The sequence below is a fragment of the Corallincola luteus genome (assembly GCF_004336975.1).
In the GTDB taxonomy this organism is placed as follows: Bacteria; Pseudomonadota; Gammaproteobacteria; order Enterobacterales; family Neiellaceae; genus Corallincola; species Corallincola holothuriorum.
In genome coordinates, this window is record NZ_SJXE01000005.1 from 163,571 (window position 1) to 175,978 (window position 12,408).

At 50.0% G+C, this 12,408-nt stretch carries 12 protein-coding genes and 5 tRNA genes; 3 read left to right on the top strand and 14 right to left on the bottom strand.

What is annotated here, in order from left to right; all coding sequences use genetic code 11:
- Positions 1 to 67 precede the first annotated feature (67 nt).
- Positions 68 to 361, bottom strand: a complete 294-nt coding sequence (locus EZV61_RS11820) for a hypothetical protein (RefSeq protein WP_131415809.1) — start codon at positions 359 to 361, stop codon at positions 68 to 70.
- A 241-nt stretch (positions 362 to 602) separates the two neighbouring features.
- Here EZV61_RS11820 and EZV61_RS11825 point away from each other — a divergent pair, with 241 nt between their 5' ends.
- Positions 603 to 1,766: an FAD-dependent monooxygenase gene (locus EZV61_RS11825; RefSeq protein ID WP_205695376.1), complete on the top strand. Its 1,164-nt coding sequence runs from the start codon at positions 603 to 605 to the stop codon at positions 1,764 to 1,766.
- 57 nt (positions 1,767 to 1,823) lie between these two features.
- Here EZV61_RS11825 and EZV61_RS11830 read toward each other — a convergent pair.
- From EZV61_RS11830 to EZV61_RS11845, 4 genes are all read right to left on the bottom strand, one after another.
- A tRNA-Gln gene (locus EZV61_RS11830) sits at positions 1,824 to 1,898 on the bottom strand.
- A 33-nt stretch (positions 1,899 to 1,931) separates the two neighbouring features.
- Positions 1,932 to 2,006 (bottom strand) — tRNA-Gln (locus tag EZV61_RS11835).
- 13 nt (positions 2,007 to 2,019) lie between these two features.
- Positions 2,020 to 2,104: transfer RNA gene (locus tag EZV61_RS11840), tRNA-Leu, on the bottom strand.
- A 25-nt stretch (positions 2,105 to 2,129) separates the two neighbouring features.
- Positions 2,130 to 2,206: transfer RNA gene (locus tag EZV61_RS11845), tRNA-Met, on the bottom strand.
- Positions 2,207 to 2,470: 264 nt separating this feature from the next.
- Here EZV61_RS11845 and EZV61_RS11850 point away from each other — a divergent pair.
- Positions 2,471 to 4,303 (top strand): M61 family metallopeptidase, encoded by a 1,833-nt coding sequence (locus tag EZV61_RS11850; RefSeq protein ID WP_131415811.1) that lies wholly within the window; start codon positions 2,471 to 2,473, stop codon positions 4,301 to 4,303.
- Positions 4,304 to 4,318: 15 nt separating this feature from the next.
- Here the strand turns inward: EZV61_RS11850 and EZV61_RS11855 are convergent, their stop codons facing one another.
- The 9 genes from EZV61_RS11855 to lolB form a co-directional block, all read right to left on the bottom strand.
- Complete coding sequence (locus EZV61_RS11855) at positions 4,319 to 5,221, bottom strand: hypothetical protein (RefSeq protein ID WP_131415813.1); 903 nt, start codon at positions 5,219 to 5,221, stop codon at positions 4,319 to 4,321.
- Positions 5,222 to 5,233: 12 nt separating this feature from the next.
- Positions 5,234 to 5,734 (bottom strand): GNAT family N-acetyltransferase, encoded by a 501-nt coding sequence (locus EZV61_RS11860; RefSeq protein ID WP_165419372.1) that lies wholly within the window; start codon positions 5,732 to 5,734, stop codon positions 5,234 to 5,236.
- Positions 5,735 to 5,864: 130 nt separating this feature from the next.
- A complete protein-coding gene (gene ychF, locus EZV61_RS11865) occupies positions 5,865 to 6,956 on the bottom strand; it encodes a redox-regulated ATPase YchF (RefSeq protein ID WP_114338955.1) in 1,092 nt (363 codons plus the stop codon).
- A 22-nt stretch (positions 6,957 to 6,978) separates the two neighbouring features.
- Positions 6,979 to 7,569, bottom strand: coding sequence for an aminoacyl-tRNA hydrolase (pth, locus tag EZV61_RS11870; RefSeq protein WP_114338956.1), 591 nt, complete (start codon positions 7,567 to 7,569; stop codon positions 6,979 to 6,981).
- Between the two features lie 18 nt (positions 7,570 to 7,587).
- Positions 7,588 to 8,226 carry a 50S ribosomal protein L25/general stress protein Ctc gene (locus EZV61_RS11875; RefSeq protein ID WP_114338957.1) on the bottom strand — a complete coding sequence of 213 codons (639 nt, stop codon included), beginning with the start codon at positions 8,224 to 8,226 and terminating at the stop codon, positions 7,588 to 7,590.
- A 164-nt stretch (positions 8,227 to 8,390) separates the two neighbouring features.
- Positions 8,391 to 9,332: a ribose-phosphate pyrophosphokinase gene (locus EZV61_RS11880; protein ID WP_114338958.1), complete on the bottom strand. Its 942-nt coding sequence runs from the start codon at positions 9,330 to 9,332 to the stop codon at positions 8,391 to 8,393.
- Between the two features lie 29 nt (positions 9,333 to 9,361).
- Positions 9,362 to 9,436: transfer RNA gene (locus EZV61_RS11885), tRNA-Gln, on the bottom strand.
- Positions 9,437 to 9,451: 15 nt separating this feature from the next.
- The gene (ispE, locus tag EZV61_RS11890; protein WP_131415817.1) at positions 9,452 to 10,309 is read right to left on the bottom strand and encodes a 4-(cytidine 5'-diphospho)-2-C-methyl-D-erythritol kinase; all 858 of its coding nucleotides are present in this window, start codon (positions 10,307 to 10,309) and stop codon (positions 9,452 to 9,454) included.
- Positions 10,306 to 10,953 carry a lipoprotein insertase outer membrane protein LolB gene (gene lolB, locus EZV61_RS11895; protein ID WP_131415819.1) on the bottom strand — a complete coding sequence of 216 codons (648 nt, stop codon included), beginning with the start codon at positions 10,951 to 10,953 and terminating at the stop codon, positions 10,306 to 10,308. Before lolB ends, ispE begins: the two co-directional genes overlap by 4 nt.
- Before the next feature lie 185 nt (positions 10,954 to 11,138).
- Between lolB and hemA the strand changes: the two genes are divergently transcribed.
- Positions 11,139 to 12,404, top strand: coding sequence for a glutamyl-tRNA reductase (gene hemA, locus EZV61_RS11900; protein WP_131415821.1), 1,266 nt, complete (start codon positions 11,139 to 11,141; stop codon positions 12,402 to 12,404).
- Positions 12,405 to 12,408 lie beyond the last annotated feature (4 nt).

The window sequence follows — 12,408 nt, forward strand, 5'->3', positions numbered from 1 at the left end:
TAGAAAAAGGCCGCTCGGGATTGAGCGGCAAGCTATGTTTGCCATGAGCGGCTGGGAAAATCAGTCGTTAACCGTTGCACTCCGTCATCGGCAGTAAAGCAGCTTCCGGCAGTTGCGGTGCCATTCTGGCCTGCATCTCTTGGGATGGCTGTTGATGGCTAGCCACTTCGGAAGTCGCAAAACTTTCTGCCAAAGCCAGCTGGGCACTGTGGCGGATCTCTGTTTTGAGCTGTTGTTGCAGCGTTTGCTGGGTTTGCACCATCAATGCTTTACTTTCAGTCATCTTCTCTGCTGCTTGCACGGCGCTGGTGTGGCTTAATAGCAGTGCAGTTAGCGTGGCGACAATTGTTTTGCTAACCATGATTTCAACTCCATATCCTTTGGTGGCACCGGTTTTTGCCAGAGCTTTCCAGTGCGTGATTAATGTGAGTTGAAGAGTAGTCCTATAGATATGTCAGTGTTGTGCAAGATGTAAGCAACCTTGTCTGTGCGGCGGAACTATCATGTTTGCTTACAATTGTAGAAAAAATAAGCAGTGAAAACCGTGGTTATTCTTGGAAAAAAGTTCGCGTACACTGTCTAGTGTTAATCAAGGAGCTGTTATGGAAAGGTTTGAGCTGATAGTTGTGGGCGGCGGCATGGTGGGCGCATCGTTGGCGTTGAAAGTCGCTATGAGTGGCGTGCGAGTAGCCTTGATAGAGAAACGACCGCCAGCAGAGTTTGAACCTAGCAGTCCTTGTGGTTTACGGGTTTCCGCACTTAATCGCAGCTCTGAATCATTGTTAGATACGGTGGGGGCCTGGCCTGAGCTGATGGCTATGCGCAGCCACTGTTATCGGCGTTTGTCGGTGTGGCAGCAGGGGGGAAGCCGGACTGACTTTGATGCATCGGAGGTAGGCGAAGCTCACTTGGGCTACCTGGTAGAAAATGATCTGATTCAGCGCGCGTTGTGGAACGCGCTGGAACAGAGCAATGTCGCTCTTTACACACCAGACTCCGTTGTTGAGTTAGCGCAAGAGAGTAGCGCTTGCCATCTCAAGTTAGCGAGCGGGGCGGTGTTGCAAGGGGCGTTAGTGGTGGCGGCGGATGGTGCGGATTCTAAAATGCGTTCGCTGGCCGGTATTGGGGTTACTGGATGGGATTATCAACAACACGCCTTGGTGGTGGCCGTTAAACTGCAGCAGCCTGCCCCTGATATTACCTGGCAATCTTATGTTGAGAGTGGTCCTAGAGCGTTCTTACCATTGGCGGACGAGCAAGCATCATTGGTGTGGTACCACTACCCGCATGAAGTGAAGAGGTTGCGGTCGATGGCGCCACTGAAGTTAGCGGAGGCGGTCCGAGAAGCATTTCCAGATGATCTTCCTGAGTTTGAGATCCTGAACCAAAGTAGTTTTCCCCTTAAGCGGCAACATGCTAACCATTATGTGTCCGGGCGAGTGGTGCTGGTGGGGGATGCGGCTCATGTGATTAATCCGATGGCGGGGCAGGGGGTTAATCTGGGATTTCAAGATGTGATCGCTTTGTCTGAGCAGCTAGCTGCAGTGCAGCCTGAAGAGTGGCCACAAGCGACGCAGACCTATGAGCGCAAACGGCGCGGCGCTAATCTACTGATGATGAGTACCATGGATGGCCTGTATGCGACGTTTGGTAGCGATAAGATGCCGCTGCGGATATTGCGTAGTGTTGGATTGTGGGCAGCCAATAGAGCAACGCCGTTGAAGGCTTCAGCGTTGCGCTATGCCATGGGGTTGCCACTTATTTGAGTGGTTCTGTGAAGCAAAACTAAAAAAGCCCAGCATTAGCTGGGCTTTTTTAGTATATGGCTGGGATACCAGGATTCGAACCTGGGAATGGCGGGATCAAAACCCGCTGCCTTACCGCTTGGCGATATCCCAATTGTTTGGTGTGGCTTGCTCAGCCAGAGAAAATGGCTGGGATACCAGGATTCGAACCTGGGAATGGCGGGATCAAAACCCGCTGCCTTACCGCTTGGCGATATCCCAACAAACAATCACATGGTGCGGAAAGAGAGACTTGAACTCTCACACCCTAAGGTACTGGAACCTAAATCCAGCGCGTCTACCAATTCCGCCACTTCCGCATTCTTACTGTGACATTAGAAAATATGGTGGCTATGGCGGGACTTGAACCTGCGACCCCAGCATTATGAGTGCTGTGCTCTAACCAGCTGAGCTACATAGCCACTACTATCTTCTAACTTTGCCCCTTTCGGGTGGCGCGTATTATGCGAATAGGCCCCTACCTCGTCAACCCCCAATTTCGTTCTTTTTTCTATTTGCACATACTCTGAACAATTTGAACGAATTGTCAGCGTTAAAATCCCCATATTGTTAGCTCGAAACCTATTGTTTTCGTTTGGCATTGCGATTTTGCCATTAATGCAGATGGTGATGACGAATAGGGCTGGTTAGAATAGCGATGAATTCATTACAAAACACAGGTCGTTATGTCGTTTAACCGTATCGGATTGATTTTAGCTTTTTGCTTTACCCTTTCTTTTTTCACTACGTCAGCCGGTGCCGCCGAGGCTGATGTGAAATATTCGATAACCATGACCGATCCTGCTCATCATTTGGCTGTGGTCTCATTGACCTTGAATGCCGACGCTGGTGCCTTGGATCTGTACTTGCCGGTGTGGCGGAGTGGTAAGTATCGAATTTTGCCGTTAGCCAATGGTATTCGACAGTTTTCCGCTGTTGATGCGAAGCAACAACCATTGAACTGGCAAAAAGTAGATAAAAGTCATTGGCAGGTGAAAGTGACGCAAGCCAGTAAGGTTACGGTGAGCTATCAGCTATACGCTGACATGTTAGGTGACAGAGTTCGTCATATTGACGACAGTCATGCCTTTCTCGACGCTTCTGGTGTGTTTATGTACTCGCCAAATCACCGGGCAAAGCCGCTGAGTGTCGAGCTGCAGGTACCGGAGAACTGGCAATCCCGCAGTGGCATGAAACAGCTCTCGCCCCATCACTTTGTTGCTGCTAACTATGATGTATTGGTTGATTCACCAATTGAAACGGGGATCCATGAATACCATGAGTTTAGTATGGGAGATCGTCACTACGGCTTGCTGTTTTGGGGTAAGGGCAATCACGACAGTAACCAGGTAATTACTGACCTGAAAAAACTAGATAAAGCGGCTGGAGAGCTGTGGGGGGATTATCCGTTTAAGGATTACCTTTATATGGTTCATGGCACCAGTGGTGCGCGTGGCGCCACTGAGCACTTGAACTCGACTATCATACAATTTCCTTGGTATGCCTTTCATGAACGTAAGGACTACATACGTTTTATTTCAACCTCGGCCCATGAATTAATCCACACTTGGAATGTGAAAGCCTATCGCCCGAAAGGGATCTCGCCCTATGCCTACCAACAAGAAAATTACACCCCTTTGTTGTGGATCGCTGAAGGCTCAACCAGCTACTACGATCTGCTATTGCCTGTTCGTGCCGGTGTGATCACTGAGAAAGAGTTTTTAGAGTTGTTTGCCAAAGAGCTACAAGCGTATCTGGATAGACCTGGTAAGTCTGAGATGTCTGTGGCTGAAGCCAGTTTTGACTGGTGGATCGAGAGTGGAGGTGATCGCGGACACAACCATAGCGTGAGTATTTATGGTGAGGGCGCATTGGTTTCATGGTTCTGGGATGTGCAGTTGCGGGAAAGCAGTGGTGGTGACGCCAGTTGGGATGATCTGCATCGCGCCCTGTATCAGACATTTTCTGTGAGCAAAGGCGAAGGCTATGAGGTCGCTGATGTTCAGCTGATCCTAGGCGAGCTCAGCGGCGATGATGTTTCTCATGCTTGGGCTATGTATGTCGACGGTACGGAGTCGTTAGAGATCGATCTGCTGCTTAAACACTTTGGTTTGAAAACAGCTTGGCAATATGAGGACGCGCGCGCTGATGCTGGGTGGCAACTGAAAGAGGAAGCGGGGCGTTGGTTAGTCAAACAAACCAGTCGTGGTAAAAGTGCCTGGACGGCAGGTTTGGTTGCCGGTGATCAGATCCTGGCGATTAACGGTCAACGGCTGTCGCAAGGGTCGTCAAAGAGTGCTTTGACGCAGTACCAGCCGGGTGACAGTGTGGTTGTGCACTACTTCCGCCGGGACCAGCTGCTTCGTAGCACCATGGTGCTGGGCGAGAGCTTTGGCAAGCTGAAGCTAGTTAAAGATAAAACGGCATCACCGATGCAGAAAAGCCAATATGAAAGCTGGACCGGGCAACCATTCACTCCTCTTAAAGTTGCGGTTAGCCCGGAAACATCGTCTAAGTAGCATCTTTATGCCTACCTATAGCGAGCAACCGATCGGTTGCTCGCTTAACACGATGTTGTCGATAAGGATCCCAGCTTCACTGTGCTGACCATGGTGATAGAAGCCCATGGCAACCCGATTAAGTTTTAACTCGTCAGAGCTTCGTAGCCAGAGGTTTTGCCACGGCCCCAAAGATTGGCCATCAATGCTGAGGTTCATACGCCCATTTGCGCCATTCGTTGAGGGAGTGGGTGTACCTAGATCAACCATCAATTCAACGCAATACCATTGGTTTGTTGTCAGTTGTGGTAGTCCTGGTGCGGGTCGGTAGCTTGGATCTCGGCAGTAGCGTCGTTGATCGATAAAACATGGCAGATGATCCCCCCAGCACTTACCATTAGGATCCCGACAGTCCATCGACATTCCGGGGTAATAGGCATAAAGATAAGGTGCTGGCTGACCGTTCGCTAAATTGATGCCGTGATCAACTTTCACTGAAAACCAGTCATTACCTTTAGGTCTGAAGCCGGCTTTACCGCGACTTTGGGTCGCCATAAGCCCTTGACCATGAAAACGGGCAGAAAAATCAAATCCCGTTTGATAGAGGATAAACCAGCGTAAGTGCAGTTGTTGGTAATCCTTCGTTAGTTTACGGTTGAGCCCTGTTCCGCCCTTGCCGGGTGGTAGGCTCAGCTGGAGTACTTGATTTTGTTGCGGGCTACCTATTGGACCTGGGAACGTGACAATCTTTGCATTATTGTCTTGGTCTCCCTTTTTCCACTCTTTCAAGCCAGCATTATTCTCGAAATCGGTACACCAAATAGCGTCTTGTTGGCCACAGTTATCAGCTTTTATAGCAACGTATACGCGACCTATCGCAAAACCGCTGAGCATTAATATCAGCGCGTTCACCGCGACCCATCGTCGTTCTATCTTCACTAATGCCGCCTTTTACGAGCTGCCGAGTGAGGGGGACAAGCGCGCCATCATATAGCTGTCGCAGTATTCACCATTTTTAAATGCATCCGCTTTTCTTAAACCTTCAACTTCAAAACCATACTTTTTGTATAGAGCAATGCCGGCCTGATTATCAGCGAAGACCACTAATTCGATCCGTAGCAGATTTAGCCAGTTGTCAGCTTGTGCAAGTAGCAGGGCTAGCATTTGGCTACCAATGCCCTTGCCCTGCCATTCTGGGGCAACCGTGATCGCCAGTTCCGCGCTGTGCTTACGGCGCGGATTTTGATTGGTCAGCAAGCTGCCAGTTGAGACGAGATCTTCACCGGAATAGGCCACCAAGTGGGTATGTGAGAGGTCGGCGAATAGTGGCGCAATCATCTCTACTGAGTTGTAAGGTTGGCGGGTGGTATTGGGGAATACCGCAGGCGAGGATAGCATCTTGGCTAATGCTGGTAGGTCTGTGGGGGCATACGCACGTATATCTAAGTCCATCTGATATCTTCTGTTTTGCTCTATATCGTCATTGCAAACCATAGTGCGACGGTGGACGGGCGATATCAAGCATGAATTACAGGCATAAAAAAACTCGGCGCTGCCGAGTTTTTTGCAAGCACGAGGAGATCTATACGTTAAAGCGGAAGTGGATCACGTCGCCATCTTTAACGATATATTCCTTACCTTCCAAACGCCATTTACCCGCTTCTTTTGCTCCGGATTCACCGTTGTTAGCAATATAGTCGTCAAAGCCAACGATCTCTGCGCGAATAAAGCCTTTTTCGAAATCGGTATGGATCACACCCGCCGCCTGTGGTGCGGTAGCGCCGACTTTTACCGTCCAAGCACGTACTTCTTTTACGCCGGCGGTAAAATAGGTATGCAGATGAAGCAGTTCATAGCCTGCACGGATAACACGGTTTAAACCTGGCTCTTCAAGACCCATCTCTTCCATGAATTCCGCTTTATCTTCATCGTCGAGCTCAGCAATTTCTGATTCAATAGCGGCACACACGGGCACAACAACGGCATTTTCTTCTGCTGCAATCTCACGAACTTTATCTAGATATGGGTTGTTTTCGAAGCCATCTTCATTGACGTTGGCAATGTACATGGTTGGTTTGCCGGTGAGGAAGTTCATGTAGCGGATAGCGGCTTGCTCTTCCTTGGTAAGATCCAAGGCGCGCACCATTTTACCCTCTTCGAGGTGGGCAAGGACCCGCTCAAGAACTGGCATCTCGAACTTGGCTTCAGCATCGCCACCTTTGGCTTTTTTAGCCACACGCTGAATGGCGCGTTCACAGCTTTCCATATCTGATAGCGCTAATTCGGTATTGATCACATCAATATCATCGGCAGGATCGATACGCCCTTCGACGTGGACGATATCATCATTTTCAAAACAACGAACAACGTGGCCGATGGCATCGGTTTCACGGATGTTGGCAAGGAACTTATTACCCAACCCTTGGCCGGTGGAAGCGCCTTTGACGAGTCCGGCGATATCGACGAACTCCATTGTTGTCGGCAATATGCGCTGCGGATCTACGATCTTAGCCAGTTGATCCAAGCGCAGATCTGGAACGGGTACCACGCCCGTGTTGGGCTCGATAGTACAAAACGGGAAGTTGGCTGCTTCGATGCCAGCCTTAGTCAGTGCATTAAATAGGGTAGACTTGCCGACGTTAGGCAAACCAACGATGCCACATTTAAAACCCATTTTGATTATCCCCAGAAGTTAATTACTCGGCTTTAAAGCCGTGAAGTCTGTTCATGGCTTTGACTAAGCCATCTTTGACCAGGATGTCGGTGCAGCGCACGGCTTCATCAATGGCCTGATCTATCTGATCCTGCTCTTTACTCGGTGCTTTACCCAGTACATAGCCTGTGACCAGATTTTTGTCGCCGGGATGGCCAATACCGATCCGCAGACGATGAAAGTTCTTATTGTTTGCCAAGCGGGCAATAATATCTTTTAGTCCGTTATGCCCACCATGGCCACCGCCTTGCTTAAACTTGGCGACTCCGGGTGGCATATCCATCTCATCATGGGCGACTAACACCTGTTCAGGGGCTATACGATAAAAATTCGCCAATGCGCCAACGGCTTGACCGCTGCGGTTCATGAAGGTCGATGGAATTAACAGACGAACGGTTTCGCCGTTCAATTGGATCTGGGCAGTGCGCCCATAGAACTTGCTTTCCGCCTTAAGAGTTGCGCCGTGGCTCCGGGCAAGTTCTTCAACATACCATTCACCGGCGTTGTGGCGGGTTCTTTGATATTCGGGGCCTGGATTACCCAGGCCCACAATCAGTAGGATATCTTTGCTCAAGTGTGATTACCCGGGCAATTATTCCTCAGAGGCTGCTTCTTCAGCATCGCCAGCTTCAGCTTCGTCGTCAGCAGCAGCGCCTTTCGGTGCAGCAATACCAACCAATGCTTGGTCGTGACCTTCGCCTTTGCCCAGTTCAACTAAAACAACGCCTTCTGGCAGTTTTATGTCGGACAGGTGCAGAGTTGAGCCTTGCTCCAAGTCAGCAACATCAACTTCGATGAACTCAGGCAGATCTTTAGGCAAACAAGCAACTTCTACTTCAGTGATGTGGTGAACAACAACGCCACCCGCTTTCACTGCTGCTGAAGTGTCTTCGTTAAGGAAGTGAACTGGTACTTTAGTGTGAATTTCGTGAGTCGCATCAACGCGCAGGAAATCCAAGTGCATGATCTTTGGCTTATAAACGTGACGCTGAACATCTTTCAGCAAAGCTTCAACCTTCTCACCGCCGATGTTCAGGGTCAGAATGTGGCTATAGAAACCTTCATTTTCAGACGCTTTGAATACCTTGTTATGGGCCAAAGTCAACGAAACGGCTTCTTTGTCACCGCCATAGAGGACTGCAGGAACTTTATCCGCGTGACGTAGGCGGCGGCTCGCACCTTTCCCCAGGTCTGTACGGATTTCTGCATCCAGAGTGTAGAGATCAGACATGTGTGTAACTCCAATTAAGTAATTTTTGCCCGTCTTTTGCGACCAAAGAACGGACCCTGCCTTCAAAAGGCGCGGTATCCTAACACTTCACACCGACACGCTCAATTTAAAAAGCAAGAAAGGAGCCTAAAGGCTCCTTTCTTTTCACGAAGACAGCGAACAGATTAACTAAACATCGCTGAAATCGATTCTTCATTGCTGACGCGACGGATCGCTTCAGCCAACAGACCGCTCATGGTGAGCTGGCGAACATTAGGCAGTTTTGCCATGTCTGGGTGCAGCGGAATAGTGTCTGTGACAACGACTTCATCAATCACTGAGTCACGGATGTTGTCGATCGCACTACCTGAAAAGACAGGGTGAGTTGCGTAGGCAAATACACGTTTAGCGCCGTGAGACTTCAATGCTTCGGCTGCTTTACAAAGTGTGCCACCGGTATCGATCATGTCATCAACTAAGATACAGTCGCGGCCTTCCACATCACCAATGATATTCATCACTTGAGACACGTTGGCTTGTGGGCGACGCTTGTCGATGATCGCGAGGTCGGTTTCTAACAGCTTCGCCATGGCGCGTGCGCGAACAACGCCACCAATATCGGGAGACACAACAATCGGTGCTTCAAACTGCTTTTGCTTGAGATCGTTGAGCAAGATAGGTGTACCGAATACGTTATCAACAGGGACGTCGAAGAAGCCCTGGATCTGCTCAGCATGAAGGTCAACGGTTAATACGCGGTCTACACCAACGCTAGACAGGAAGTCAGCAACCACTTTGGCTGTGATAGGTACACGTTGTGAGCGTACGCGACGATCCTGGCGGGCATAACCAAAGTAGGGGATTACCGCAGTGATTCGGCCAGCTGAGGCGCGACGCAGGGCGTCAACCATAACAATCAATTCCATGAGATTGTCATTGGTCGGTGCACAGGTGGATTGGATAATAAAGATATCCAGACCACGGACGTTTTCTTTAACCTCTACGCTGATTTCACCGTCACTGAAACGGCCGACAGTGGCGGAACCCAGTTTGATGTAAAGACGTTCGGCAATCTTTTCTGCGAGTTCCGGTGTAGCGTTTCCGGCAAAAAGCTTCATATCAGGCACAGGCTGACCCTCGGAGCATTAAAAGTAAGTGGCTGGGATACCAGGATTCGAACCTGGGAATGGCGGGATCAAAACCCGCTGCCTTACCGCTTGGCGATATCCCAATAACATGTCTTGGTTTACGTATTCAGATACTTTAGCAGAGGAGATGAGTTGATACCTTGTGCAACAAAGCCTTGGTAGGTATCGGCTGCTGCAGCAAGGCAGGCATTTGCCTGTATTTGACTGTCAAACTGTGCAAAAACACAGCTGCCTGTCCCCGTCATCCTAGCCGGCGCGTATTCTAGCAACCACTGTAAGGCCTTTTCAACCGCAGGGTGCTTGTCACACACCAGTTTTTGACAATCATTGTTGAGCTGCCACAAATCTTCGGGCAGTTTCTCCAGTTTTTTTGTATTTCTTGGTAAGCCCGGATCGCAGAACACCTCTGCGGTGCTGACATGGCAATCAGGCCGTAATACCACGTACCAAGGTTCTGGCAATGTCACTGGGCGTAATTTTTCACCGACACCTTCGGCGTAGGCGGCTTTACCACGGACAAACACCGGTACGTCGGCGCCAAGAGACAGGCCTATATCTGCTAGCTGCGCTTCAGATAACCCTAGTTGCCAAAGCTGATTGAGGCCATGGAGCGTTGTCGCTGCGTTTGAGGAGCCTCCGCCAATACCACCGCCCATTGGTAGCCGTTTTTCCAATTTAATATCAGCACCTAGCGTGCATTCAGTTGCCTGCTGCAGCTTTCTGGCTGCTTTTATAATTAAATTGTCGGCATCAGCCACCCCAGGTAATGATGGGGATAAAGTGAGTTCGCCATCACTGCGCAAGTGAAAGCTTAAGGTGTCGCCGTAATCCACAAACTGAAACACTGTTTGCAATTCATGGTAGCCATCAGTGCGACGGCCATTGATGTGTAAAAACAGATTCAGTTTTGCTGGACTGGGCAGTGTCAGTGCCGTGTTCGTTGTTTGCGCTGTCATTGATCTTGGAGTTCCCACTTGCTGATCACCAATTTAATCGTGATCTCTGGGCCGTGAATGGTCATTTTTCTTGGCAGCCAATGGCCACCTGCTTGTTGATACTCACGATAGTCTATTTGCCAAAGTAAACCGTCGTCGGTTTGCAACGATTGACTGGCAAGCTTGCCGCTACTGTCTAATACATGTTTTGCGTTTGGCTGACTGAGTCGCCCTAAGATCCAATCGGGGAGGGTGCTGACAGGGAGGCGCCAGCCTGTTGTTTGGTAGATCAGACGTTCTGGTGCGCGGGAGTGATAGGTTTCGCCATCCACTTTTAATACCGCTTGGTATTTGTCACCTTCAAGCTCCATTAAAGAGGTACCAATGAAGCTGGTGAGCATTAACTTGTAGTCAGCCCCAGCAAGTTGCCAGTTGAGATTTGCCGTATTGGATTCTTCAGCTGTTTTGATCGCTACTTTGCCACGCACCTGCCAGTGTGACAGCGTTGTCAGTGATTGCTGGTGCTGGGCAAAAGCTTGTGCAGGATCCGCGACCTCGGGGGCTTCCACGACAGGAGTTTGCGGGCAACCGAATAAAAACAGGCTGAAAAATAGCAATAAGCTGGTGCCAGCGTAAGGGCGAAAACAGTGAAATGCAGATCTCATTATGTGCTCTTATTTATAACGGTTTTTGTCGAGCAATGTTGGTTCGCGTGGATGGCTAAGCAACAAGATGTGGTTGGCAAGTATACCTTGGCGGTTTAAGCAGGCAACTGTTCGACTTCCTTGTTGGCGCCGATTTACGTAAAATCATCGGATTGAGTATAAATTAATGATGGTTTGTTTTCTTCATGGCGCTATACGCCTTCGGTATTAATCATAAAACCGCTTCGGTTTCGGTCAGAGAGCAGGTGGCATTTTCGCCCGACACTCTGGTCGATGCGACGCGTGCGTTGCAGGCGAATAATGGTGTCCACGAGGCTGCTATTGTATCGACTTGTAACCGTACCGAGATCTATTGTCATGCTGACGGTGGGTTGGCTGAAAACCTGGCTGCCTGGTGGGCAAATTATCATGGATTACCCCAAGAGCTGCTGAATGACTGTCTCTATCAATATCAGGATAATGACGCAGTGCGTCATTTGATGCGGGTTGCCAGTGGGCTCGATTCCTTGGTACTGGGTGAGCCACAGATCTTGGGGCAGGCAAAGCAGGCGTACGCATCAGCGCGAGCGGCGAATACGCTGGGTACTATTTTAGATCGCCTTTTTCAGCAAGCGTTTAGCGTGGCCAAACGGGTGCGTAGTGAAACTGAAATTGGTGCCAGCGCAGTTTCTGTCGCCTATGCCGCAGTGAATCTGGCGAAGCATATTTTTGGCTCGTTGGATAAAAGCCGGGTGATGTTAGTGGGAGCGGGTGAGACCATCGAACTGGTGGCGCAGCATCTGGCGGAGCAAGGCGTGCGCCAGATAGTTGTAGCTAATCGAACGGTACCGCGGGCGTTGGAGTTGGCTGATCGTTTTCATGGCGAAGCGCTGACGCTTAGTCAGATCCCCGAGCGCATGGCGGGTGCCGATATTGTCATCAGTTCGACTGCAGCGCCGCTGCCAATCATTGGCACCGGCATGGTCAGTGCCGCACTTGCTGAACGTAAACGCGCGCCGATGTTGCTGGTTGATCTGGCCGTTCCTCGAGATATCGAGGCACAGGTGGGAGATCTTGATGATGCTTACCTCTATACTGTCGACGATTTACAAGGGATCGTGGAGCAGAATGTGGCCTCTCGCCAAGAGGCTGCGGCGGAGGGAGAGCAGATCATTGCGGATTACGTGGTCGCCTTTGAAGGATGGCTGCGTGGTCAAAGTGCGGTAGACACCATTCGTTCTTACCGTCAACTTGCTGAAGAGACCCGTGACGAGTTACTGGAGCGGGCATTGAAGAATTTGCAGTCAGGGGTTTCACCTGAACAGGTGTTGAATGAACTGGCTTATAAATTGACCAACCGACTTATCCATTCTCCGACCCGGGCGTTAACTGACGCAGGCCAGGCGGGCGAATTGGAAAAACTCAATCTAATAAGAGATGTACTGGGCTTAGATCTGATTAAGAACGGCTAACATC